This is a genomic window from Neobacillus sp. DFD-2R (genome assembly GCF_057747865.1).
On sequence record NZ_CM173228.1, the window covers coordinates 2,908,506 to 2,932,964 of the forward strand.

At 37.1% G+C, this 24,459-nt stretch carries 22 protein-coding genes and 1 pseudogene; 7 read left to right on the top strand and 16 right to left on the bottom strand.

All coding sequences use genetic code 11. From position 1 onward, the window contains the following. Window positions 1–239 precede the first annotated feature (239 nt). Entirely contained in the window at window positions 240–1,190 is a 951-nt protein-coding gene (locus AC3ANV_RS14620; protein ID WP_488309479.1) for a hypothetical protein, read from the bottom strand. Between the two features lie 802 nt (window positions 1,191–1,992). Here AC3ANV_RS14620 and AC3ANV_RS14625 point away from each other — a divergent pair. After that, window positions 1,993–2,721: a PRD domain-containing protein gene (locus AC3ANV_RS14625; RefSeq protein ID WP_488309480.1), complete on the top strand. Its 729-nt coding sequence runs from the start codon at window positions 1,993–1,995 to the stop codon at window positions 2,719–2,721. Window positions 2,722–2,732: 11 nt separating this feature from the next. After that, the gene (locus tag AC3ANV_RS14630; RefSeq protein ID WP_307413771.1) at window positions 2,733–3,296 is read left to right on the top strand and encodes a PTS sugar transporter subunit IIA; all 564 of its coding nucleotides are present in this window, start codon (window positions 2,733–2,735) and stop codon (window positions 3,294–3,296) included. 117 nt (window positions 3,297–3,413) lie between these two features. Here AC3ANV_RS14630 and AC3ANV_RS14635 read toward each other — a convergent pair whose 3' ends face one another. From AC3ANV_RS14635 to AC3ANV_RS14660, 6 genes are all read right to left on the bottom strand, one after another. After that, entirely contained in the window at window positions 3,414–5,558 is a 2,145-nt protein-coding gene (locus tag AC3ANV_RS14635; RefSeq protein ID WP_488309481.1) for an MMPL family transporter, read from the bottom strand. An 85-nt stretch (window positions 5,559–5,643) separates the two neighbouring features. Further along, window positions 5,644–6,789, bottom strand: a complete 1,146-nt coding sequence (locus tag AC3ANV_RS14640) for an NAD(P)/FAD-dependent oxidoreductase (RefSeq protein WP_488309482.1) — start codon at window positions 6,787–6,789, stop codon at window positions 5,644–5,646. A gap of 24 nt (window positions 6,790–6,813) precedes the next feature. Beyond that, on the bottom strand, window positions 6,814–7,527 hold the full coding sequence (locus AC3ANV_RS14645; RefSeq protein ID WP_307413764.1) for a methyltransferase domain-containing protein: 714 nt from the start codon (window positions 7,525–7,527) through the stop codon (window positions 6,814–6,816). Beyond that, on the bottom strand, window positions 7,520–8,671 hold the full coding sequence (locus AC3ANV_RS14650) for a type III polyketide synthase (RefSeq protein WP_307413762.1): 1,152 nt from the start codon (window positions 8,669–8,671) through the stop codon (window positions 7,520–7,522). The genes AC3ANV_RS14645 and AC3ANV_RS14650 overlap by 8 nt, the downstream gene beginning before the upstream one ends. 714 nt (window positions 8,672–9,385) lie before the next feature. Next, window positions 9,386–10,087, bottom strand: a complete 702-nt coding sequence (locus tag AC3ANV_RS14655) for a Sir2 family NAD-dependent protein deacetylase (RefSeq protein ID WP_488314229.1) — start codon at window positions 10,085–10,087, stop codon at window positions 9,386–9,388. Then, complete coding sequence (locus AC3ANV_RS14660) at window positions 10,002–10,991, bottom strand: tyrosine-type recombinase/integrase (RefSeq protein WP_488309483.1); 990 nt, start codon at window positions 10,989–10,991, stop codon at window positions 10,002–10,004. Before AC3ANV_RS14660 ends, AC3ANV_RS14655 begins: the two co-directional genes overlap by 86 nt. A gap of 636 nt (window positions 10,992–11,627) precedes the next feature. On the opposite strand from AC3ANV_RS14660, the gene AC3ANV_RS14665 reads away from it, so the two are divergent. Both AC3ANV_RS14665 and AC3ANV_RS14670 read left to right on the top strand, forming a co-directional pair. After that, the gene (locus tag AC3ANV_RS14665; RefSeq protein ID WP_307413758.1) at window positions 11,628–11,861 is read left to right on the top strand and encodes a hypothetical protein; all 234 of its coding nucleotides are present in this window, start codon (window positions 11,628–11,630) and stop codon (window positions 11,859–11,861) included. A gap of 114 nt (window positions 11,862–11,975) precedes the next feature. After that, on the top strand, window positions 11,976–12,236 hold the full coding sequence (locus AC3ANV_RS14670; RefSeq protein ID WP_307413757.1) for a hypothetical protein: 261 nt from the start codon (window positions 11,976–11,978) through the stop codon (window positions 12,234–12,236). A 130-nt stretch (window positions 12,237–12,366) separates the two neighbouring features. On the opposite strand, the gene AC3ANV_RS14675 is transcribed toward AC3ANV_RS14670, so the two are convergent. The 8 genes from AC3ANV_RS14675 to AC3ANV_RS14710 all read right to left on the bottom strand — a co-directional run bounded on the left by AC3ANV_RS14675 (window position 12,367) and on the right by AC3ANV_RS14710 (window position 21,508). Beyond that, entirely contained in the window at window positions 12,367–13,029 is a 663-nt protein-coding gene (locus AC3ANV_RS14675; RefSeq protein ID WP_488309484.1) for a hypothetical protein, read from the bottom strand. Between the two features lie 498 nt (window positions 13,030–13,527). Further along, window positions 13,528–14,814 (bottom strand): IS110 family RNA-guided transposase, encoded by a 1,287-nt coding sequence (locus AC3ANV_RS14680; protein WP_307414353.1) that lies wholly within the window; start codon window positions 14,812–14,814, stop codon window positions 13,528–13,530. 201 nt (window positions 14,815–15,015) lie between these two features. Then, window positions 15,016–15,615, bottom strand: a complete 600-nt coding sequence (locus AC3ANV_RS14685) for a hypothetical protein (RefSeq protein WP_488309485.1) — start codon at window positions 15,613–15,615, stop codon at window positions 15,016–15,018. Window positions 15,616–15,814: 199 nt separating this feature from the next. After that, window positions 15,815–16,120, bottom strand: coding sequence for an NIPSNAP family protein (locus AC3ANV_RS14690; RefSeq protein ID WP_488309486.1), 306 nt, complete (start codon window positions 16,118–16,120; stop codon window positions 15,815–15,817). Between the two features lie 1,684 nt (window positions 16,121–17,804). Beyond that, the gene (locus tag AC3ANV_RS14695) at window positions 17,805–18,797 is read right to left on the bottom strand and encodes an NADP-dependent oxidoreductase (RefSeq protein ID WP_488309487.1); all 993 of its coding nucleotides are present in this window, start codon (window positions 18,795–18,797) and stop codon (window positions 17,805–17,807) included. A 103-nt stretch (window positions 18,798–18,900) separates the two neighbouring features. Continuing rightward, window positions 18,901–19,959, bottom strand: coding sequence for an alkene reductase (locus tag AC3ANV_RS14700; protein ID WP_028401896.1), 1,059 nt, complete (start codon window positions 19,957–19,959; stop codon window positions 18,901–18,903). Window positions 19,960–19,973: 14 nt separating this feature from the next. Then, window positions 19,974–20,822 carry an alpha/beta fold hydrolase gene (locus AC3ANV_RS14705; protein WP_084006895.1) on the bottom strand — a complete coding sequence of 283 codons (849 nt, stop codon included), beginning with the start codon at window positions 20,820–20,822 and terminating at the stop codon, window positions 19,974–19,976. Window positions 20,823–20,932: 110 nt separating this feature from the next. After that, window positions 20,933–21,508 (bottom strand): TetR/AcrR family transcriptional regulator, encoded by a 576-nt coding sequence (locus AC3ANV_RS14710; protein WP_133340118.1) that lies wholly within the window; start codon window positions 21,506–21,508, stop codon window positions 20,933–20,935. Window positions 21,509–21,951: 443 nt separating this feature from the next. Here AC3ANV_RS14710 and AC3ANV_RS14715 point away from each other — a divergent pair. Then, window positions 21,952–22,032, top strand: a pseudogene (locus AC3ANV_RS14715) (DUF6366 family protein); the annotation flags it as partial. A gap of 233 nt (window positions 22,033–22,265) precedes the next feature. On the opposite strand, the gene AC3ANV_RS14720 reads toward AC3ANV_RS14715, so the two are convergent. Next, window positions 22,266–22,691, bottom strand: coding sequence for a DUF6678 family protein (locus AC3ANV_RS14720; protein ID WP_488309488.1), 426 nt, complete (start codon window positions 22,689–22,691; stop codon window positions 22,266–22,268). 171 nt (window positions 22,692–22,862) lie between these two features. On the opposite strand from AC3ANV_RS14720, the gene AC3ANV_RS14725 reads away from it, so the two are divergent. Both AC3ANV_RS14725 and AC3ANV_RS14730 read left to right on the top strand, forming a co-directional pair. Then, the gene (locus AC3ANV_RS14725; RefSeq protein ID WP_488309489.1) at window positions 22,863–23,696 is read left to right on the top strand and encodes a tyrosine-type recombinase/integrase; all 834 of its coding nucleotides are present in this window, start codon (window positions 22,863–22,865) and stop codon (window positions 23,694–23,696) included. 183 nt (window positions 23,697–23,879) lie between these two features. Further along, window positions 23,880–24,344: a low molecular weight protein-tyrosine-phosphatase gene (locus AC3ANV_RS14730; RefSeq protein WP_488309490.1), complete on the top strand. Its 465-nt coding sequence runs from the start codon at window positions 23,880–23,882 to the stop codon at window positions 24,342–24,344. The last annotated feature ends 115 nt before the right edge of the window (window positions 24,345–24,459 follow it).

The window sequence follows — 24,459 nt, forward strand, 5'->3', positions numbered from 1 at the left end:
AGTTTCCTATTGTCTAAAACACTCTTTTCCCATTTTTTATTTTCAGGATAGTTTAAGTGAAACACTTCTCAAATAGTCTTGGATCAGTATTCTTACTCTTACTCTTACTGTTTCCTCCACAATCTGGACTGATTGCTGAACAAGATCCTACACAAACTAGTTCACATAAGCGATGTTATCGGCATATAAAAAAGGATCTTCGATTAAAGATCCTTTTATAATGTGTCTATAAAGATTATTTAAACTTTTCCACACTTTGAACATTTACCCCTGGTTTGCTTTTGATAATTCCAAGTAGCTCCAGTAATCGCTATCCCCAGCAATAACCATCCTCCATATACCATAGATACTAACAAACCTGTGTCATCGAAATTCATTGGCCCATCGGCAAGACCTACTACCTCCATAAGAGATCCCAATATTGCCAAAAATCCCATTGAAACTGTCATGGATGCAGCAACCCAACCTCCGGTGATTAGAATGAATCGAGGAACTTTTTTCCCAGCAATAAATGGTACCCAGCTAGGAAAAATACGCCCCCATTTTTGTACAAGAGCAAGACAAAGTAGTGCACAAACGCCAAATACTATTATTTCTCCATAAGCAGAATGTTGATTGAAATTTTGGCCACCTCCTAGGGTTCCACCGAAGGACCAATAAAGTTTCAATAATGGATATGGAAAAGTTAGTACAAATGCAGCATAGCCGAACCATTTATGGTCAGGTTTGATTTTCACCGAAGGACCTTGACCACATACAATACATGCCCCTCGGGATATACGTTGAAAAGAGATGGTCGCTGTAGCAAGCAGTATGGCAGCTATGAGGCTAATCGTTCTGGTTGCGAACCCTGGCCAATCTACGACAGGTGGCAAGCCTGGTATTCCAAGTACAGCAGCTGTTCGAAAAGTGTCAAACACAATACCGCCTGAAGACCAGACTAATAAAAAACAAGTTCCCCATGTGCTAATTAGCAAAAGAATACGTGGCATTAAACTTTCACGCTGCCAGTAAATAGATAGTGCCATTGTAATCATTCCCAAGATTGAAGCAAATACCGTAATTTCTACTGGAGCAAATCCTATTGTGTAATCCGGTGCTTCAGGATAAAAGGATTTCAATATAATTGAGAATAGTGTGATAGAACACGCTCCAATTGCAGTCCACGCTTTAATATTCGAATTAATCATTAATGAAACACCTCATTTTATCTTTCAAGACTGTTATCAATCTTTTGCTTTTACCAAATTCCTTTACTTCTAAGTTAAAGTTTATATAAACATATCATTTGTTAACATAGTCTCAGGAAGTAATTTCCAATACAACTGTGGTCTTATTGACTTTAATAACTATTAGTAATGAGTAGAAGGACGGGGACCACATTGGATGGCTACCGTTCTCTTTTTATTCTATGTATACTTTATACAAAGTTAGTTTACATAATTGCAATTTTAGGAAGAAAGACAAAGAGCCAAACCCATAAGTATCAAGGGTTTGGCTTTTTTGCTTAGTTACTGTTGTATCTTTAAAACTTATCAAGACCTAAATCGTAAAAAGTCATAAAAAATAAAGGGTGATACATATTAGTCATGTATAATATGTACCACCTTTTTACTTCTTGTTCCACAATCGCGCCCGATTGTTGAAGATCAGAACTACAAAATCGTTATTAGAATAGATTATGTCTTCTTCAACTAACGCACCCGTTAGCTTAACAACCACGGAACATTCATTTGAAATTCAAACTGAATTACTGGTCTAGGGAATTCAGTTGGTACTAATGCTAAATCTTTATTAAACCCTATCTCAATATCATTATGACCTAGAGAAGAAAACTGTTCCCCTTCCTCGGTTGGTATCCATAAATCAGGTCCATTGATTATCCTGCCAACAATATGATAAAAGCCTCCATATAGGCCTAGTCACAGGGTTGCTGTCATAGACCGCAAAGTAGCAGATAAATGGAGAGATGATAGGGAACACAGGAGCAAAGTGCATGTACTCTTGGGGTACGGAACCGATTTGAAGGATGAGGTCCTGCCACCTATTAAAAAACGTGATTTAGAGTTTGCAAAGAACGTAATAAAAATACTTGAAAATCATTTTAATATTCTTTATTCCGATGAAGAAACCTATGAATTTGCTCTTCTTCTCGCTTCTCGGGCCACTTCAATTGATTATAAATTAATCGATCATTCAAATCTGATCGATTATGTTGGAAAAGAAAATTTAGATCTGGTTAAAGAGCTGATTAAATACATGAAAATGTTTTATTATATTCAGCTCGATGAACAGGACTTTTTTATTAGATTTGTTTTACATTTACGAAACCTTTTAGTTCGAGCACGCAATAATTATTTCAGTAAAAACCCACTCAAAGATGGCATTAAAACTGCTTGCCCTTTAATTTATGACATTTCCGTTTCACTGGCCAAGGTCATCAAGCAAAAGACAGAAGTAACGATTAACGATGATGAAATTGCTTATATAGCCTTCCATTTAGGCAGCGCAATTGGATCTCATAAAATATTTAGCACTAAAATTACAGCGGTTATTTTTTGCCCAAATTATTACGATATTAATTTGCGATTAGCCGATTCTATAAACAGACACTTTTCTTCAGATATCCTAATTACAAATATTTTGACGGATGAAAGCGAATTAAAAAAATTTCTCCCGTTGATTTCATCATTTCAACTTTACCAATTGCTGAGTTATTAAATATCCCAATCGTGCAAATTGGACTTTTTCTAAATGGAATAGACATAAATTCTATCCGTGAAAAAATGGTCCAAATCAAAATCCAAAAGAAGCAAAGGCATTTTGAAGAAAATCTAAGAAAACTTATCGTTCCAGAGCTTTTTGAAATTAATAATGATATAAAAAATGAGGTTGATGCCATTCATCATATGGTGAAAAAACTTGAGGCTCAACATTATGTTTGGGAAAACTTTGAGGCGGAAATTTTGGAAAGAGAAAAAATGTCTTCAACAGCATTCAACTTATTTGCCATTCCTCATTCTATGGAAATGCATGCTAAAAAAACTGGTTTAAGTGTATTAATCAGTGAAAACGATATTGTTTGGAGCAACAAGCCCATTCAATTAGTTATTATGTTATGTTTCAAAGCCAATGAACGACAAATTTTCAATGAAATTTTTGATCCTATTACCATAATATTGAGTGATATCAATAATATAAATAAACTGATCAAGTGTAGAGAATATAATGAATTTATTGAAACGATGGTTTCAATGTATAATTGGAAATGCCATCCGGAAAATGTGCAATTTTAATTTTTGAAGAAATTTACCTTGAATTTCAATTACTATTTTTACCTACAAAAAACACTTACAAATGCTGTTTTAACAGCATTTGTGAGTGTTTTATCGTTAGATAGACCATTTTCTTCATCATTTCAACCAACCTGGTGCCCACCAGTTCCATTTTCCCATCATTTTCATTAAAGATGGAACTAATACCATCCTTATTACAGTAGCATCAATGAAAATCGCTGCTGCAATACCGATCCCTAATTGTTTAATCCCTATTACATCTCCGAATGCAAACGGCAATGTAACGGATATCATAATGGCAGCAGCTGAATTTATAATCCTGCTAATAGAGGATAGTCCTACCAGTACTGCTTGATTATTATCTCGTGTTTTTTTGTATTCTTCAAAGATCCTCGATACCAGGAATACCCCGTAATCCATACTGATCCCAAACACTATTCCGAAAATAAATACAGGAATCATGATCGCAATCTTGTTCGGCTCAATTCCAAAATTCCCCTCCTTAAATACCCATACTAGGATACCGAACGATGCTCCTAGACTTAAGAGATTCATAACAATCGTTTTTAACGGAACGAGAACGGATCGGAATGCAATAAACAAGACTACATAATTGGAAACGATAATAAAGAAGAGCACGTACTTGATGTTTTGAAATACATCATCAAAAACCTCTTGTTGGTATTTTGGTTCGCCTCCCAACATGAAAGGTATAGTTGAGAGTTCTCCTTCCTGCTCCCAATGTCTGAGCCAACTCATAACGTTATAAGATGAAGGCTCACCCTTTACTGTAACATGTATGAGTATTTTATTTCCCTTAACAAAATGTTGAAGGAAGGGTTTGTATTTCGCTTTTAATATTGGTTTTTGAAATATGGAGGCCAGCTGCTCGGGCGGCATTCGCAGGTTCGAAAAAACAGAATCCACTTTTTGTACTTCAGGATCGGATTCTAATCTTTGAATTAGTGCATAAGCGTTCAACCAATCATCTTTTTTCAAGCTATCTGTTTTCCCATGCGCTACGATATAAACCTCTGAATTAGTTGGAGAAACAAAATGAGTCTGATAGGTCTCGAAAGCGAGTCTAGAATTATAGTCTTTCGGTAAGGATGTTGCATCTGGAATAACCAATTCCATTTTGTTCAAAGGCAGGATACAAATGCTTATGAGGAAGGCAGCCAATAAACCCAAATGAACTGGTCTTCTCATAACGTAAAGTGATATGACGGACCAAAAATTCCATTTTTTGAGTCTATAAAATGACTTGTTTTCTGCTAATATTACAGGCCTCAATACATACAAAAGTGCCGGAACCAATGTTAAACTTAACAGTACGGAAACTGTTAACACCATCATAGCTCCTAAAGTAATGGTAAAAAACATAGGTAAAGGAATAAATAAAATCCCCATTAATCCCAAAAGGACGCTGAGTGCTGAAAATAAAACAGCTCTACCAGCTGTCTCCATCGTTATAACCAGTGCTTTTTCAGCAGGCTTTCTTTCTAATTCTTCACGAAACCGACTAACTAGCATTAAAGCAAAATCAATACTAAGAGCAAGTCCCACCATCGGAATCACATTCAATACAAAATTGGACCATTCGACCTCGGTGTTCATCCAGTACATGATTCCCATGGTACCTGTAACACCGATCACCCCAATAATAATGGGAATCATAGCGGAAATAGCTCCTCCAAAAGCCAGCCATAGTATGATAAAAGCAGCTATAATTCCTATCCGTTCTGCTTTTATTAAATCAGTTTGGCTCGCTCGATTCACATCAGTTTGGACGACAGATTTTCCTGTCAATTTCACCGAGATTTCTGTATTCATTGGCAGACGTCTTTGGATTTCATCAAGTACAGGCGTCATCTCGTAGGTTTTTTGTTTAAAAGCCAACAGAGCATAAGCGAAATTCCCATTGGTCATCCCCTCTCTTTGGAGCGGTGATACCATTTGGATTAGTCCGTCGATTCCTTTTAATTGAAATAATGTTTTCTGAATAAACCATCGAAAATTTTCATCGGATACAGATTCTTTTTTTTCAAAAACGAGAATGACGGGATCCTCGGGAATGTGGAAGTCAGTTGACATGGTGTGCTGAACAATGGTACTTTCACCATCCGGTATTAAGCCGTGATCCTTTAGAACAGTAGGTAGCTTTGGGGCAGAAAATCCGAAAATGATAAAAAATAATAACCAAATTAGGATGATTACTTTTGGATATTTAATGGAGATATTGGCAAGCTTACGAAGGTTCATGACTATGCTCCTTTTCTTTATTTACCGAAGAACACCCTTCACGAAAGGTATGTGAAGGGTGTTGCCAAATGAGTTGGGATGCTAACTACAAGTTGCTTTCTTTTAACCTGGTTGCTTGAACCAATCTATCTACCAAACCTGGTGTGAGATGCGCTGTCCCTAATAATAGCCGGGGCATAGCAGGTACATCCAATAGCCATTGGAGAAGTCTTCCCCATTTTAAGGGACCCTTGAATTCCCGCTGAATAGAATGTGAATACTCATCCTTCCACTTATCAAATGTTAGGTCTCCTGACAAATAACCGTCTGCCAAAGGTGCACACAATTGGGCCGAGCGTAGAGCCATCGACATCCCGTCCCCGCAGAGTGGCGGAAGCATGAGTGAGGCGTCTCCTACATGGGGAATCATCTCCCATGCAAGTGGTTTACGGTTTAGAACTACCGGAGCAATAGCAGCCTGTGAACTTGAGATTGGAACGGCATTCGATAGCTTTTGATACAACTTCGAGTTCCTGCGGCAAGCAGAATCAATTAGTCCTAAAACCGTCTTTTCATTGTGCCGGAAATCGTTCCTTTTCAACAATGCCGCAACATTGATCAATCCGTCTTCGATTGGGGCAATACCCAAATATCCGCCATCAAAAAAATAAAGCTCTACAATCGGCTCCATTTCAGTTACCTTAAAATGGGATTTCACGCCGATATACGTGTTTTTTTCAGTTCTATTCGGTTTAAACCCGGGGAGCCCTGAGCGAGCATTAGCACCCCATGCTGCGATAACGGCCCGCGCATAATAGGTTTTTCTCTCCCCACTATGTTTTGTCTCAATTCTGAATCCACTTTGATGGGGAGTCACAGATTCAACCGTAGTAGAGGTCTTTACATGGACACCGGATCTAAGCGCCGCGCTGTGCAGAGTGGAATCCAGTGAATATCGGCTTATCCCAATTGCATTATCAGGTAAAGGGATTTCTAAAGGATCGCCATAATTGAAAATTAGCCTTATCTTATTGATCATACTTGGCTGTAAAGCTTCCACATCATCAAGCAGACCAAAATGTCTCAACATACTACGAGATTCAGGGGAAAAAAATTCTCCACAGACTTTATGTCTCGGGAATTGCTTACGGTCGATTAAAACAGCCTCCCACCCCCGGTCTGCTAAAGATTTGGCCAAGCTGCTGCCAGCAATCCCAGCTCCAAGTACCGCTACATCTTGGATACGATTCATTACAATCAACTCCGAAAATATGGATTAGATCTTGTGTTTCCCGATTATCACTACATATCGAAACAAAGGTCTCCAGGAATAGAACATGTTTAATTCCCCCAATGCTTTTTCGAGATTCTTCCAATCCTCCAAACGAAACCCTTTTGCCACAGACAACGGTGCGTCATTTAAGATATATTGGTTATTAGAGATTATTCTTGATGTCAGCCACACCGCGGTCCAAGGAATCCAATGCCGATGGATGTCATTGACCACTATGCCGATCCTCGAAGCCTTTAACATCCTTACGATTACTTTTTGAAGATCATCTGCAGCAAAGTGATGAACAAACTGCGTTCCCGTTACCAAATCCGCACAGTTTTTAGAAAGCTCAAATAAATCGCTTCGGATTACCTCTACCCGCGGTTCATTGTGAAAAAATTGCCTTGCCTCTTCACAGGCTTCTTCTGTGATATCTACTAAAGTGATCTTTAAATCAATCTGGTTCTTATCCGCCCATTTCAGAATGCGCCGATTCACATCTCCGGAGCCTGATCCAATATCCAGGATTGATAAATGCCTTGGCTTGTTCGCTTCGTTCCATAATCGTTGTACGCCATAAAGTGTTGGGGCGGAGGCGCCAAAAATCCGATTAATGATACGAAGATGTTGCAATGCCTTCTGAAGCTCTATTCCTCCTTTTGAAAAATCATCCATCATCTCTGGTTCGATCGCACGTTCCTTAAACCCTCTAAACATGATCGTGAACGTACTGCTGTGCTTGTAAAGTAACGGATGGGAGATAGGTGATCTGGATCATCTCACAGGTAATACCCGGCCCAAATGCTAAGGCTAAACCGCTGGCTGACTTAGAATGAAGAGCTTGTAACTCTTGTCTCATTTCATTGAGCACAAATAGTATGGTAGCAGAAGACATATTTCCAAAATTGCGCAACACGTTACGGCTAGGTCTGGTCTGTTCTTCCGTAAGTTCGAATATTTCTTCTAACTTGTCGATAATCCCTTTACCTCCGGGATGTATAGCCCAAATATCAGGCTTTTGATCATCACGTAATAGGTGTTTTACCTGTTCCGGAACAAATTGGCCAATCAGTTTAGGAATATTCGGTGACAGATAAAGATCAAAACCATAATCGCCTACTTCCCACACCATATCCCCTGCAGCGTCTTGCAGGAGAACGGAATGCTCCTTTCCTAATTGAAAAATCGCAGTATGCTCAGCTCCTGCAGAACCTACAATACATGCAGAAGCTCCATCCCCAAAAAAGCTGGTTCCATATAAAGCCTCACGTTGGGTAGACGGTTGAATGTGAAGCGTACATAATTCCACACACACGATTAATACTTTTGAGGTAGGATTATTCGACACGATTTGCCGTGACATACAAACAGCTTTTAAGCCCGCTGCGCATCCGATAAAGTTAAGCGGAATCCGATTAATCGTTTCAGCTAGTCCCAAACCTTTGACCAATTCTGTATCCAATCCCGGAAGAAACTGTCCTGTACAACTAACCGTGATTAAATGCGTTATGTCAGACACATCCACTTTCGCATCTTCAAGTGCCTTTCTCGCAACGTTCAATCCAAGCGGTACAGACGCTTTTTTATAGATCTCCATTCGTTCAGCGGTTGAAGGAAATCGTCGATTGGAATTTTGTGAAAAATAACGGCAATCTTCGGCGGATTCCAACAGATTCGGTTCACACGTGTACCGAGTTGCCACTCCGCATTGCTTAAATATTCTTTTTGCCCATCGCATAGAGTCCGGGTACTCTTTTAATGCTTCAGCCAATCTTTGTGAAGTATCTGTTTGATCTAAACAAAATTCTGGTACAGCCGTTCCTATTCCCAGTATCGCAATCAATTGATCCGTTCGATTCATACACCATTCATCCCCTTGTCCAATTAGTAGATTAATTAATCCAACTCTTTACTTAACATTTCTATTAGATTTTTCAAGTAAATATGATATGAAGTTGTGGACAAGGGAAAAAACAGCTTTTTATTGGCAACCTTTTGGGTATTTTGTTACATAGTCTTACTAAAAAATCAAAAAGGCAGGTTCTATACAGAACCCGCCCCTCGTGCAAAAGGCAAAACTTCTACTCCCATTTCAACAAAATCTAATGCTTTGCAATGATTCCAGCAATAATGATGACAATAATGGCACCAATCAGTGCTGGCACTAACGAAAAGCCCTCTACCATAGGACCCCATGTCCCAAAATTTGGCGGGATTACCTGAGAAAGAACCCAGCTACGGTGGCACGCACCGCACGAACAGTTTTAAAGACTCCCCGTACTAATTATGTATTTTTGTAATTTGCTACATTAGGAAGAAACCCAACCAAATAAACTTCAAATGAGTTTATCACTAATATTTTTCTATTTATATCACTAGTATCTTTGCCAAATTCACTAATATTAATTATATCGTACTTTTTTTATAACTCAGTAATCATACATTTTGTGTGAGTCCCAAAGATTCCATTTTCTAACTTACTTTCAATTACATACCCTTTTCCACCTATCAATATCTCTTGGTTTTCTTTTCATAACTTGATTAAATATATATTCCTTATAATCATCATGAACTTTTATTGGAACCAATTGTGCCCATGGGTATCGGTCAGAACTTTCATTGCTTGAAAAATTTCTGATACAAGACCTGATTTTTGAAAATATGCTTCTATAGGTAAATCATCTGCTTCATCATATAAGGCACCTTCATTTGTTGTAACACAATACCTAACTGAATTATTTATAATATGCCTAACCAATGAAATACTTCCTCCTTTCCAGCCAACTTCTAGAATCATTTCAACTTTTGATTTTATTATAAAAAGATTATTCACTTCTTCTAAGACATTGCCAATCTTTTTATCATTAATTACTAGGTCTGCTATTGGATCTAAAGGTGTTTTTTCGCCATTCACAATCACCACCTTTGCTCCATTTCGTTTTGCTAAAGTTGGAAAATAATTCGCTGGTGAAACTTGTAACGAAGAGCCAAGAACAATAAATAAATCGGCTTTTATTGTCTCTTCCTCAGCCATTGCTATAGCCTCTTCTGATAGTGACTCTCCAAAAAGAATAACAGATGGTCTTATAAATCCTCCACAGTTACAATGTGTTTGATTTTCTAAGAAAAGTTGATTGTCATATATTTTTCCACAGGTATTACAATGACAATGGCTGAGTGTGCCATGAAGCTCAGAAACTTTCAAATTTCCAGAATGAAAGCCATCTGTATTTTGGGTGATAATAGCCTGGATAATTCCTTTCTTTTCCCATTCTATATTTTCGAACCATGCTCATGTCAGAATGACCCAGTATTTTTTGTAAAGAAAATGGATCACCGCCATTCATAGTATAGAATAGTGCACCTGTATGTCTAAAAGTGTGAGGCGATACTCTTTTATTAGAGATACCAGCCATTTCACCTAATTCTGTTAGCCTTCTCCTCCATGTATTACTAAGAATTCTTCTACCGTCATAGGAAACAAATAAGAATTCGCTACCGAAATCGTCTGACTCCCTCATGTATTCTTCGAGAAGTTTAATTGTTTTTGTTGATATTGGAACACTCCTACTACGCTTTGTCTTGGTTTCATGCGGTTCAAGTTTGATGTACCCACTCTTTAAATCCACGTTACTTCTCCTCATATTAAGGAGTTCCAATATACCGACCATAGTATCCAATAAGACATAGATCATAACTTTATCACGGAATCCTACGAATCTTGAATCATCAACTTGGTTTAATAACGCTTTTATTTCTGCTGGTGTAAAAGATTGTATTTCATCTTCGGGAGTTTTAATTGGCTTAAATTTTTCGTGTATAGGTATTTTAATCCATTCTTCTTGATAACAGTGTCTTAAGAAAGCACGATTTGTTCTGATACGTACATTAACAGTAGTGGGTTTTAAACCTTGGTCATTAAGCATATAGCCAATATAATTTCGAAACAATTCAACAGTAACTTCTTCATTAGGAACATCTCCTCCCAAGTAATCATTGAGATAATGAAAATGTTCATAATAGCCTTGGATTGTAGGCTTTGCCAAACCCTCAGTTTGTTTGAAGGCCATAAATCGCTCAAACATTTCAAACAGAGTCATCTTTTGTTCAGTTTGTTTAAAGCAGTTATTACTATGTGAAGTTCTCGAACCTTTACGTTGGGTTTTCCTATCCGTTTGCATAAAAAAATCCACCCTTCATACAAATTTGGTGGATTTGACACACTAGTACACCTATAGTCAGTCGCACTAGAACTAAGTAATTTTCAGAAAAAATACTGGTGACTTTTTAACTCCAACTCACTGTTCAAACAGCCAGAAAAACAGAGCTTAAAAACAGTCGGAAGTCCTTGATATCACTGGGTTTATTTGGCGGGACTGCGTGGGAATCGAACCCACCAGACCTGGCACGCAGGTCTCAAGCAGTTTTGAAGTTTGCTGACACCTGTTTTTCTAGTACCTTAATGTGCCCTAAAGTATTGATAAATCAAGCTTTCTTGCTTCCTAATGTTTTCTTGTGATTTGTAATTTTAAAAATTTGGGCACCGAGCATGGCACCTTTAAACACTTAAATATTAATTGGATTGATGTTGAGTCAGCCTAAAATTCAATAGGAGAATTTTAACACAGCTCTTTTCAATTTGCTAAAATTGAAAATGTACTTAAAGTTACGTGTACCTGTTTGTTGAACAATTGGGTTGCTGTGGCAGCCCTTTTTCTTATTGAACTAACTAGCAGGAGTTGAACAAGAAAAAAATAAACTTCCATATGACTGAATTTTCAGTGAAATTATATATAATATAAACAAGGGGGTGTCTAATGAAACAAATATCTTTGTTTTTATTGATAGTTGGCATCATACTTACTATTTTTGGGCTTATTCCTTTTATTTTCGGTTATCCGTACAGTAATTCTTCAAATTCTGGTCCCACAAATTTTTGGGAACTTATTGTAATGATTTCATATGAGATAAAAGGATGGATTTTGCTTGCTGGGATTTTAATATCCTTGTTTTCTTTATTGCTCCATAAAAGAATGGCAATATTTAAATAAGCAACTTATAAATTGCTACCGCCCCTTTTGGGCGATTAAATTGAGTTATCTTAAAGGTAATTTATGATGTGATTACTTTTATTTCTCTTAAATCCAAAAAAAGTGGGTGACTTTATGGAGAACATCGTATGGATAAATGGTAATTATGAGGAAGATATTCGTATTTTTGATTCGAAAAGACAAGCGGAGGAATGGGCAGATGCTTTACTTCCCGATTTCGGTCCATATTTAATTAGTAAGTTGAATGTTGGCTATGCGTCTCCTGATGAAAAGGTAATCAAATATTTAGAATACATTTTACCTAAATGGCCTAATCACAGGGTTGCTGTTCTAGACCGCAAAGTAGATTTTAATACGTGTGTATTTGGCAATTAAAAAATCCTGTTTATGGCAGCGTAAAAAGAGCTAAAATACGCAAATATTGCATAAAAACTTGCATATTTTAGGCTCTTTAATTTTATTTCTTATTGTGTTAAAGCACCCGTTAGCTCAATAAAGGGCTGCTCTATATCTCCCACACGATGCCGAGTTCTTCAAACGATATTCTGCTTTCGTTAAGACCATCTTCATCGTCTGATTCGATCATTCTAATTTCACTCTCAGTCAAAATAATGTCACCATTAGGGTTACTTATTTTTCTTTCATAGATCGAGCGAAGCAGATTTATTTGAGATTTGGACATTTCGTAATCCTCTCTCAATTCATTTATTGCTGTTTCAATATCCGAAGCTTGCCTTTCAATTAGGAAACCTCCGTTTTCTATAAAGTCCTCAAAGTTATCGTTTGAATAGGTCCCATTATTATCTCCCCAAAAAGCAGTAGTAACGACTGGGACCGTCTTCCCATCAATTTCATCTAACAAATATTGAAGAGTTTCGTTAATTGCAACATCATTTACTTCTTCGGGTACATCTTTAAAGTAATCAAGTGCAACTATATGTTCGGATACTCGCTCACTATAATCATTTCGAAAAGCACCGATCACATAGTTGGGATGAAAGGTTATTGTTCCACGAGCACCTGAACTATCTTGTACATTATAATTATTGTCATCCCAGGAATGTTCATTTGACAATTCAGGATAGTGTGCCACCATAATTGCGTGGGCTATTGAAGTAAGTATGCTGCCTTCCCAAAGCTGATGTCTTTCCCAGTTTAGCTTTTTCATAAATTTAATTCCCTTCATTTAACTTTTCGATTTTACCCTTATTATTTTCGACCAAAAATTACTATTAACCTTCTTCAAGTAACCTCCCTCTATATAGAAAGGAAAATCTCACGATTTCTCTTGTTTTCTCCAAATTTCGTAGTAGTTTGTTTTAAAGTCCATTTGAATATTGGAATTATAGTGTACTAAAGGATAATTTTGGGGACAAAGTGAAAAAGAAACTTATAGTTAACCAAACCAACCTTATCCAAAAGTTGGATAACTAGATAAAGTATGGTCGCACTGGTAGATCTCCACATTTCTCATGGAGGTCAACCCTCCCATTTCTCACAGAGTCCAAGCTCCAAAATTCCTTCGTCCAACCTTTCCATGAGGTGGATGTCAGTCATGCTGCCAGACAGGGTCCTTGCCCGTATTTTAGTTGATTTACTGACTAATCCGTGCTTCAAATGTCTAAAACAATAAAACTACTACTTAATGAATTTCACTAAAAGAAATTTAAGCTGCTATCTGTAATTCCGCCATATGAGGAATGTCCCTTAACATACGTTCTTCACTAAATTCACACTGCTTTTTACCGATGGTAAACAGAATTCGTATAAGCTTGTTACATATTGCAATCAACGATTGCATCTTTTTTAATGGATTATTTGGGCGTTTTGTAAAATACTCATGTAATGCTTTAAAAGCTTTATTTTTAGCGACCAAAGGCATTGCCACCCGAAAGAGGAGTGCTCTTAAAGTCTTCCTTCCTCTCTTGGTAATTTTGGTTTGTCCTTTGTGCTTTCCAGATGTATTTTCCTTCAGGCTCAGCCCAGCCAATTTGATAATCTGTCTAGGGTGGGTGTAGTTGCCTAAGTCTCCAACCTCCGCATAAAAGCCTGCAACCGTGTCTTTCCCTATTCCCTTAATCGCCAACATTTGTTCAACACCAGGAATTTGTTCAAGAAGTTTATCTATTTTAGATTCCAGTTCTTCGAACTTTTCCTTTATAAGCTCATATTTGTCTATTAACGTGCTTAGCTCTAATTTAGCCATACCCGAACCTTCACGAATGCCGATAGAATCAGTGGCAACCTGCTTTAGTTCTTTTATTCTACCGATTCCAACTGCACGTTTAACAGCTTTTCGAAGATGTATTAATATTTCTTGTTCCGAAAGGTTCACTAACTCATGAGGCAATAAATTTAGTTTTAATAATTGGATCGCCGACTTACCTTCCCAATCTTTAAATACCGTAAGGAATTCTGGAAAGTAGCGGTCTATCCAATTATGGACTTGCCCCTGAACTGCTTGAAGATCAACAGCTAGGAGATTACGTATTTTTCGAGCCACTCGAAGTTCTGCATAAACTCCATGCGGAATATTCGGTTCAGCATATCTCCCGTCTTTGACCAACTGTGCAATAACTCTTGCATCCTTTACATCATTTTTCGTTGGAGAATTATCATCCAGCTCTTTACTCTTCTTTACATGCATAGGATTTACAACTACAAATTTAATATTTTTTTCTTTAAGAAAGTGAGCTAAATTAAGCCAATAGTGACCTGTCGGCTCCATTCCTACAATCACTTTTTCCATTTTGTTTTGATCCATTAAATTTTTAATCCATTCTATGAAACAGTTAAAGCTAGAATTTGAATTTTCAAAGTAATAGGGTGCCGAAAATTCTAAACCTCTAAAGTCTTGAGCTCTTGCCACATGCTTGTATTTAGCAATATCAACACCTATAATTAATGTTTGAGAAGTAATTTGAGCAATCTTTTCATTTTGGTTATAATTCATTTAAATAGCCTCCTGGTAATTTGTTTGTGTCCTTTTTGCCGCCAAGCTTTGGACACTCATATCTTACCAAGGGGCTTTTTTATATTCAAACCTCATATTTCTTCATTACAGGAATGCTGCCAATTAGTACAATAAGAAAAAGGCTGCCGCAGCAGCCGATTTGTTGTGAAATTAAAGGATTTGTTAGTTGAAGAAAGAAGTTTATAAAACTTGAAAAGCCTGAAAATCTTTAGCTACAACATAAGAATCTCCAAAAATAAATATTTTATATAGTGTACTTTCTTTGGTAGGAAATTCAATAATGGATGTTTTATAACCATTACCTGACAGTACCTTTTCATACACCTTAATTAAATTAACTGGTCCTTTACAAAATAACCCATCTCCTTGGTTTAATAAATGCCTTAAATCTACATTGTGATAATTGATATTTAAATAAGTTTCAAGAGGTAATTGACCGTTCACAATGTTTGAATGAGTTAAAAACAATTCCCCGATAACTTGGTTAATATCTTTACAATGCCCCTTAAAAAACAAATCCGCTGAGTTATTGTTGTACTCCCATAGAAAAACGTGATTATCTAATACTTCAAATTCCTCAAAGTAATTTATATTTAATTTATGGTCTCTAAAATCAGTGCAGGTAACTTTCCATACGTGTAGTTTTTCATCTTCATCTTCATATGTTGCTTGAATAGTTAGTATTAGTTCATCCTCATTAATTTGTATTCCATCTAAACTTAGATATACATCACCTGAAAATTTGCCTTCGTGTAAAAACTTTGAAATTTTAGATAACATAAATTCTTTCACCACCAGATTTCAACTGTTAAGTCTAATTTAAATTATATATTCAAGGGATAATTGGTGGAATCCTTATTGAACTAACCTGCCACTTTACTTCAATAAGAAAAAGGGACCGCCACAGCGATTCCCCGTCTTTAACTCTTGCAGCCGTTAACAAGGTATGTATAGATTATTTTTCAACTTTAATGTATGTTCATTCGAATATAGGACGCATAAAGCTTCTCTCATAACTTAAAATACATTTAGTCTCTTCTGCAAATTTATATGCTTCTTGACATTCTGCATCCAATGCCATTTTTACTCGGTACTCTTCATATGTTGCTAAACTTGGGAAAGTGAATAATGCATAAGCAATATTATTAGCACCCTCATGTGGAAGGAAATAACCCTGATGTGTACCGCCTAATTTATTAACTAATCGAATCCACATCTTACCGTATTCCTCGAACTCATTTAATTTATAAGGGTCAATAACATATTTCAGATAGCATGTAACCATTTTAATCCCCCCAAAAAAATCTATTTTTTTCCATCATAACATATAATTCGACTAGTCGAGTAGAAGGGAGCCTTTCTACCTTGCGGTAAATTGTACTCCTCCCCCCTCACAGAACCGTGCTTGCACTATTGTCTGGATAGAATTCAGGCGCGCGCACCAATTAAAGTCACGTTTCCTGAAGCCCCCTTGCGATCCCGGACGGTCGGATTTCCCGAGGCCGGTTCTGACCTTGGATTTCTACTAAATGAGCCTTCCCTAATTATCCTAGGATTAAATGGCGACACCCATATTCCCCCATCAATAACAAGGTTTACTACATTATTAGCCAAATTTGGGACAAATAACTGTTATTAATAAGGCTCTGTGTCCTATATCACAATCCCTTGGCATCCAAGTGCCCAGAGGTCCTTTGCTCAACTTTGGTGTTACCATTGTTGAAATATGTTTCTACATATTTAGAAAAGCATTACCTTTTCCTCTTAGCTACTACGACCTCATCCGTCAGCCTTAAATCCTCCTGTCAATTTCGGTGGTACCTTATATGAAGGGTCTTTGCTGGTTGTTGTCGTCCCAGCTGGAAGTAGGACCTTCCCGTCGTTATCTCTGAAAATCTTTCCCTAGATGCTAGAGCCCATATCCCGGCTTCCCCTATAGTGCATATAACCGTTTCTTCCTATAGGGCTTCGGCCTTCCCCAGTGCACCAATGGGTCGGCGAATGCAACATTCCCTTCAACAGCTTCTGAAGGGGGAGCCATTTCGAGACTGCAGTATTCGTTAAATCCTTCTGGCCTCTAGGTTTGCTTGCCGTACTGACTGTTCCTACCTTATATTCTCCGAGTAATATAGGCAGCTACGGCTTTTACGTCCGAGCAGAACGTGATTTGTTACCTCCTCACGCATCGGATATGCTAGTTGTCCGAATCGGTCAATTGACAACAGGAGACTTTCACTCCATAAGATTTTCAGCCTTGACGGCTGCTCCAATGCACACGGCTCCTCCTAGTTATCGTTTACAGAATGTAGCTAATCTCTTTTCTTAGATTCAGATTTTGCTAATTCAGCTATCCTTAGTAGTTTTGTCTCCATTTATTATTTCTACCTCAGTGTGTAGTAAATGTGTCCCTAGTAAGGGTGATAAACTGGTAGCTAGCCTTTCCTCCATCGGCATTACCCAACTTCATTGGTACTACGCTGCTATCCGACTCCCTAGCATCGGCATTTGGTTTCCTTGCTTGTTATCGCTTGTAGACCATACTCTTCTATAATAGAAAAGACCGGTAGGGTCTCCCGAGTTGCCATATCATATCAATGTATAACGTGCCAAGGTCTCGGACTCCAGAGAGGTTTTATCGTTCTTGCCTTTAACGAAAGATAAAATGTAGCTTTCTGCTGTGCTTAAGGCATCAGCCCTCTCGATTTACTAACATTATGGAGCTCAATCCCTTCAACCATTTGGCTTTCGGCCCGGTACCTAACTGTCTACGCTTAAAGACTAAAGTTACCTTTAGTCCTCCAAGACTCGCTACGAGCGAATGGCTAGTTCTTACTCGACGGGAATCCCACCCGCTATATGATACGACCTAGGCTCGGCCGCACAAGCACCCGTTAGTTCTATAAGCAACCTCGATAAGTTAAAAAAACAAACACTTTCTACCTAAGGAAAGGTTTGTTAGATAAGACTAATTATTTTAATTTAAGTACTATTTTTCCTTTTGCTCTTCCCGCCTCTGCATACTCCAATGCTTTTTGGGCATCTTCGAAAATAAAAACTTTATCAAGTGTAGGCTTAATCACTTCTGACTCTAACATTTTTGTTAAAATTTTCAACTGCTCTCCACTATGCTTCATAAAAAGAAACGTGTATTGGACATTATGTTTTTTTTCTAGCTTCGTAAGTTTATAACTTGCAATTGAAAATAAGGTTATTTTAAATGAGCTAAATCCATTTTCTTTAGCAAAGCGACCATTCGGGATTCCAGATATAGAAACAATCTTTCCTCCTTTTTTTAATGTTACAAATGATCTCTCTAACGTCGCCCCCCCAATGGTATCAAGAACTGCGTTGTAGTCACGAATCGAATGTTCGAACTTTTCTGTCTTGTAATTAATAACTTCGTCAGCGCCAAGAGATTTTACTAAATCACTACCATCACTAGCTGTAGTTGCGACAAAAGCACCCATATGTTTTGCAAGTTGGATAGCAAATGTTCCTACTCCCCCTGATCCTGCATGTATTAATATTTTATGTCCTTTTTCAATTCGCAGAATATCATGTAAAGCTTGGTAGGATGTCAATCCGACTAGAGGGATGGAGGCGGCTTCTTCAAAACTTAAATTTTTAGGTTTTAATGCAATATCTTCTTGGTTAACAGAGAGATATTCAGTAAAAGTTCCCATTTTATTTGCTCTAGGTCGACCATATACCTCATCACCGACTTTAAACTTCGTGACACTAGTACCTACTTCAACAATTTTTCCAGAAAAATCATTTCCTAAAATTAACGGCATCTTGTATTTCAATAATAATTTTAATTCACCTTTTCGAATTTTTGTATCAAGAGGATTTATACTTGCCGCATATATCTCAACTAAGACCTCGTCATTATTTATTTTGGGCATAGGGAAGTCTAAAAAATTTGGTTTTTTACCGTAGTTTTCAATTGCTAAAGCTTTCATTACAATCCTCCACATTTTTATTTAACGCACATGTATCTTTTCATAACGAACATAAGAAAAAAGATTATGAATATCCCTAGATGGGATATTCATATTAAATAAACTATTTTAAGAAAGGATAATCTGTATAACCTTCTTTTCCTCCTGCATAGAGCGTGTTTTTATCAGGTTCGTTTAGGGGAGCACCTGATTGAATCCGTTCTACAAAGTCTGGATTAGCTAGTACCCAAGTGCCTACTGTGACAACATCTGCAAGATTATTATCTACATCAGACGAAAGTTGATCTAGAGGACGACCTGGACGGTTAACAAGAAGTGATTGATCCCAAAGTTGACGCACATCTTTTAGGAATTGCTCGTTTCCAAAGTGCATTAAATGCAGATATGCAAGGTTAAGCTTATTTAATTCACTTATTAAATAGCGATACATCTCAAGGCTATTTTCCCCCTCATCAATGCCTTGCAGTGTTCCTTGAGGAGAAAAACGGATGCCTGTTCTTTCTGCTCCTATTTCATCAACAACTGCTTTAGCTACTTCAATAGCGAATCGAGAACGACCCTCAATCGTACCACCGTATGCATCTTGACGATGATTGGAGTTTTCACTAAGGAATTGTTGGATCAGATAACCATTCGCTCCGTGAATTTCAACTCCGTCTGCACCAGCTTCAATTGCTGAACGTGCTGCTAAACGAAACTCATTGATAACATCTTTTATCTCAAGCTCACTCAATTCTCTTGGTGTTGGAATTTCTTTCATTCCTTCTGCCGTGAAAATTTCTACACCAGGTGCAATAGCTGACGGTGCAACTGCTTGGCGGTGGTGAGGTGTGTTATCAGGGTGTGATACACGTCCCACATGCATAAGCTGAACAAAAATATGACCGCCTTCACTATGAACTTTAGAAGTTACTTTTTTCCACCCTTTAATATGATTTTCTGTATAAATACCAGGTGTATTAGTGTAACCTTGCCCATCATCTGAAGGTTGGGTTCCTTCGCTTATAATTAAACCTACTGAAGCACGCTGACCATAGTACTCTGCTACTAAATCGCTCGGTGTACCATCTGGTAAAGCTCTACTTCTAGTCATCGGAGCCATACCTATACGATTTTTTAAGTCAATGTTTCCGATACGAACTTTTTCAAATAATCTGCTCATATGAATACTCCTTTTTAATAAGAATTAGAATCAAGAAATGAATTTACGTGTTCTGCAAATAGTTCTGGAAATTGAAACAGATGCCCGTGACCAGAATCAGGATATATAATCAGCTGTGCTTTGGGTAATTTCTCTGTTAAGATATAACTGTTTTTAGTCGGTACCATCACATCATTAACACCATTAGTAACAAGTACAGGGTGTTTGATGTTTTGTAACCATTCATAATCATGATTAGATTTTTGTTTAGCCCATTTTGCAATGGCTTGTAATTGTGCCTCTTTTACTTGTTCTGAACTGTTTACTTTTTTCTGATTAAAAATTCTTTGTAGTGAAGCCATTCCTGCAGATTTACTTGTTTCGGTTTGTTCGTAGAAAAAGAACATAAAATCATTTATTCCATCTTCTTCCGTTCCGCCGTGACGATTCATTCTTTCAAAAATCTCTGGATTTGGATTAATACCAGATTCAGGCGAAGTACCTGCCATAATAATTTTTCTTACTAAATCTCCTTCTTGTAAAGCTAGCTCTTGTGCAACCATGCCACCAATGGAAAAACCAAGAATGTCAACTTGTTCTAATCCAAGAGTTTTTATAAATGTTGCTGTATCTTTTGCCATATCAGCAATTGTAGTAGGCGTTAGTCCATCGGTCTCACCAACCCCTTTATTGTCAAATAAGATTACTGGGCGTGTATTTGCAATAGGTTCAAGCATGTTTGGATCCCAGTTTTCCATCGTTCCTCTAAAGTGAACAAGAAATACTACTGGTATACCATCTTGTGTACCAAATTTTCTATATGCGTAACGAGTTCCATCTGCTTCAATAAATTCTGATTCTGTTGGTATTTTAAAGTTTGTCATTTTTGTGTTCCTCCTTAGAAATTAAAAAACGATTTTATAAGTATGCATTATGATGGTTTGTTTCATGCTGATTTTAGAATGAGCGTTCTAAAAAGGGTAAAAAAAGAAAGCTAGTCCAACACTGAAAGTGCTAGAGTGATGATGCCTTCTAATTCTTTTTTATTGTAATTAGTTTTTATTAGTACTCTTATACCTACCAAATTGTTGTGTAAGAAACGAGATGTGTTATCAGAATCGATTTCTTTTGATAGCTCTCCACTAGTTTGGCCCCGTTTTATAAGGTTATTAAACATATCTTCAGTACGGTTAAACATTTTTGTAACTATGCGTCCAATTTCTTTGTCCAACAAAGATAATTCAATGGCTGCATTTACTGTTAGACAACCTTTTGGGTATTGTTCAATGGAATTCAGTATGAAAATAAAAACATCACGTATCGCCTGTTTAATGGATGAAGTGCTACTAATTATGCTTTCCATCTCATTGACGATGAGCTCTTCATAGTGATTAAGGGAAGCTAAGAACAATGAACGCTTGTCACCAAATGTGTCATATATACTCCTGCGGTGTATCCCCATATGATCCACCAAATCTTGCATGGATGTTTTTTCATAACCCTGTTCCCAGAAAAGCTCCATTGCTTTTCTTAATACTGCTTTTTCGTCAAACTCTTTACTTCTAGCCATTTTATTTCTCCTTAAAAAAATCCATGAACCAATACTAACAAAAACAAACGTCATAATCTATTATAGAATGAACGTTCTAAAATAAACACATGAATTTCAAACCATGATTAAATAATACCCTTTTTAGAACGATTAGTAAAGAATCATAACTAACCAATAATTCCCAACACATTTGCTACATATCACAATGTTATCCATTAACGTTCACTTAGGGGTACCGCCAAACATTTCTTCTATTAGTTTGGTTTCTTCAGGATTGTTTTCTTCCACTATTTCAATTAATGGATCAAACTCTTCTACAGATGCACTCATACCAAATAAACAAGAAACAGCAATTAGAAAAAACCATCTGAGCCCTTACTCAACCAAACTCCCCTTTAGTTGCATAAGAACCTGAAAGAAGAAGAGAAAAATTAAGACAAGAAGAATTAAAAGGAAATCCTTCTAGCAGCTTTCACGGTGGAGGTCTTGCTGATTTAGTTGGTAGCTTAGGTTGGAATGTACGGGAATTCTTATTCTTGTAATCATAATCGGCTTTATTTTTGTATCACTCTTCTGTTTCTTTATCTTCCCCCATTTGAACACCCCCTAATTAAGCAACCAGTCCTTTTAAATTTTACCACAAACAACCATTATCCTTGTTGAACTATCCTGCCGCGTTACTTCAATAAGAAAAGCTGCCGTAAAGATGGCTGATCTTTAACTCTTGCACCCGATAGTTGAATAAGGTTAATCAATAATACTCACTGTTCTCTTCTCAGCTGAAAACTTCTGTGCTTTTCACATAACCACAAATGCAAATTTTACCATCTTCTTTAACAAAAGGGATTCTTATTTTTTGCAACATCGCTACAAATTCATTTGTAAAATCAATTATTTCAGGTTCAATGAGGCTACCTCGATGATTTACATATCTTGGTCTGACTCTTATCCATTCAACTTTATAAAACGGACGTAGACCCTGATTCCACTGTTCATTCCACTCACCCCAATACCACACATCATCTTCAAAGTTTTCTGGAAAAGGGGTATCTTCTAAGACATACTTAACTTGAAATAAAGGAGGAAATTGTAAAGTAGCCTTAATAGTCTTTTGCAGTAATTCCCATTTTATATTGTTCATTATCGAAGATAATTGTTTTTTATTTATAATCGCTTGAACTTTTTGCTTTAAATCGTCCATATAACCCTCCAAAATCTTTATAAAAATGGGTATATATAATAAATATTCAATATAAAAATGCCCTATCCTTCTTCAACTCCTGCCCCGCTAGTTGAATAGTCTCACCAGTTTCAATTTCGAGAATCAAGTCAATAATTCCTCTAAAAAAGAAATTTTAGGGAGAGATGTATTTTGTTATTGTCAAAGGCTTGGGAAACGTATGAATCGGATAAAAGAATTGAAGGGTTCTCATCACAAACATTAAAAGCATATAAACTACAAGCCACATTACTTATTCGATATTTAAAGGATGTTAAAGTTGATACCATATCCACTGTTCAACTAAAAGAATACCTGGCAAAGTCGAGCGAAACCCTAAAACCTTCAAGTTTATCTCACCGAATACGTTTTATGAAATCATTTTTTCGTTGGTCACATGAGGAAGGACATGTTTCAAAAAATCCTGCTGCTAAAATAAAGGAACCTAAAGCAGGGAAACGAATTCCTAAGTTTTTAACAGAAATTGAACATTTACGTGAAGCGTGTACTAGCCCATTGGAAAAGGCATTGTTTGAATTCATGTTTTCTACTGGATGCCGCATAGGAGAAATTGTTACATTACAAAGGAGTCGAATAAATTGGTTAAACCGTTCCGCCATTGTAAGGGGAAAAGGAGATAAAGAAAGAGAAGTTTATTTTAATATCCGCTGCGAAATTTGGCTTAAACGATACCTTGAACAACGCCAGGATGACGATGCAGCCATTTTTGTCACCGAACGGTATCCTCATCGAATGAATATTGCCCAAATGAGATACATCATTAAGCGGATTTCAAAAAGGGCAGGCATTAATAAAACGATACATCCACACCAGCTGAGGCACAGCTATGCTACTCTCATGTTAAATAATGGTGCCCCTCTTGAAGTCATTCAGAGTTTACTAGGTCATGAAAAAAGTGAGACTACGAGGATATATGCACAGTTAAGTGGGAGTTTAAGGCAAGAGCTTTATAGGAAGTATTTTTAAAAAGGGACGTAAGAAAAGCAATGCCGAAAAACATTGCTTTTCTTTTATTCTTGCACCCGTTAATGTAAGTACAACTTTTACCAATTGTTTTTGTAAGTGGGACGGGGAAACTCCATGGTTGTTACACAATTTTTTATTAACACCGTACTCTAATAATAAGATAAATTATAAGGAGGTAAGTACATGATTAACGTTTTATTTGTATGCCTGGGGAATATTTGCCGTTCACCGATGGCAGAAGCTTTGTTTCGTGACTTAGTCAAAAAAGAAAATTTGAATAAAAAAATCGCAGTTGATTCCGCAGCAACCAGTTCATGGCAAATCGGCTTCCCTCCGCACGAAGGAACTCTTGATATTCTAAAGAAATACAATATCTCTTCTGATGGGCTTGTTGGACGCCAACTAAAGAAAGAAGACTTTTGGAAGTTCGACTATATTATCGGTATGGACGAAACTAACATAAAAAATATTTACAGAATAATCGGCAAGCCTAATCATCCAAAGATCATTAGGCTACTCGACCTGACCAAAAACAGGAAAGATGTCCCCGATCCATTTTACACAGGTGATTTTGATGAAACCTATCGTCTTGTTTCAGCTGGCTGCAGGGCATTATTCAAGAAAATACGCAGCGAACAAAACTTCTAACAACAAGGCATCCATCTTAATCCGACAATCAAAACAGTTTCTATTTCACTGAACCCATTTTTTGAAATTGTAAAATCCGGTTACTAAACAAAATTTCAACACAACACCTGCTTCG

Bases quoted from the DNA above. Each gene is read 5' to 3' on its own strand.
- AC3ANV_RS14620 (WP_488309479.1), bottom strand. From the start codon at position 1,190: ATGATTAATTCGAATATTAAAGCGTGGACTGCAATTGGAGCGTGTTCT.
- AC3ANV_RS14635 (WP_488309481.1), bottom strand. From the start codon at position 5,558: ATGAACCTTCGTAAGCTTGCCAATATCTCCATTAAATATCCAAAAGTA.
- AC3ANV_RS14640 (WP_488309482.1), bottom strand. From the start codon at position 6,789: ATGAATCGTATCCAAGATGTAGCGGTACTTGGAGCTGGGATTGCTGGC.
- AC3ANV_RS14645 (WP_307413764.1), bottom strand. From the start codon at position 7,527: ATGTTTAGAGGGTTTAAGGAACGTGCGATCGAACCAGAGATGATGGAT.
- AC3ANV_RS14650 (WP_307413762.1), bottom strand. From the start codon at position 8,671: ATGAATCGAACGGATCAATTGATTGCGATACTGGGAATAGGAACGGCT.
- AC3ANV_RS14660 (WP_488309483.1), bottom strand. From the start codon at position 10,991: ATGCAAACGGATAGGAAAACCCAACGTAAAGGTTCGAGAACTTCACAT.
- AC3ANV_RS14665 (WP_307413758.1), top strand. From the start codon at position 11,628: ATGAAACAAATATCTTTGTTTTTATTGATAGTTGGCATCATACTTACT.
- AC3ANV_RS14670 (WP_307413757.1), top strand. From the start codon at position 11,976: ATGGAGAACATCGTATGGATAAATGGTAATTATGAGGAAGATATTCGT.
- AC3ANV_RS14675 (WP_488309484.1), bottom strand. From the start codon at position 13,029: ATGAAAAAGCTAAACTGGGAAAGACATCAGCTTTGGGAAGGCAGCATA.
- AC3ANV_RS14680 (WP_307414353.1), bottom strand. From the start codon at position 14,814: ATGAATTATAACCAAAATGAAAAGATTGCTCAAATTACTTCTCAAACA.
- AC3ANV_RS14685 (WP_488309485.1), bottom strand. From the start codon at position 15,615: ATGTTATCTAAAATTTCAAAGTTTTTACACGAAGGCAAATTTTCAGGT.
- AC3ANV_RS14690 (WP_488309486.1), bottom strand. From the start codon at position 16,120: ATGGTTACATGCTATCTGAAATATGTTATTGACCCTTATAAATTAAAT.
- AC3ANV_RS14695 (WP_488309487.1), bottom strand. From the start codon at position 18,797: ATGAAAGCTTTAGCAATTGAAAACTACGGTAAAAAACCAAATTTTTTA.
- AC3ANV_RS14700 (WP_028401896.1), bottom strand. From the start codon at position 19,959: ATGAGCAGATTATTTGAAAAAGTTCGTATCGGAAACATTGACTTAAAA.
- AC3ANV_RS14705 (WP_084006895.1), bottom strand. From the start codon at position 20,822: ATGACAAACTTTAAAATACCAACAGAATCAGAATTTATTGAAGCAGAT.
- AC3ANV_RS14710 (WP_133340118.1), bottom strand. From the start codon at position 21,508: ATGGCTAGAAGTAAAGAGTTTGACGAAAAAGCAGTATTAAGAAAAGCA.
- AC3ANV_RS14720 (WP_488309488.1), bottom strand. From the start codon at position 22,691: ATGGACGATTTAAAGCAAAAAGTTCAAGCGATTATAAATAAAAAACAA.
- AC3ANV_RS14730 (WP_488309490.1), top strand. From the start codon at position 23,880: ATGATTAACGTTTTATTTGTATGCCTGGGGAATATTTGCCGTTCACCG.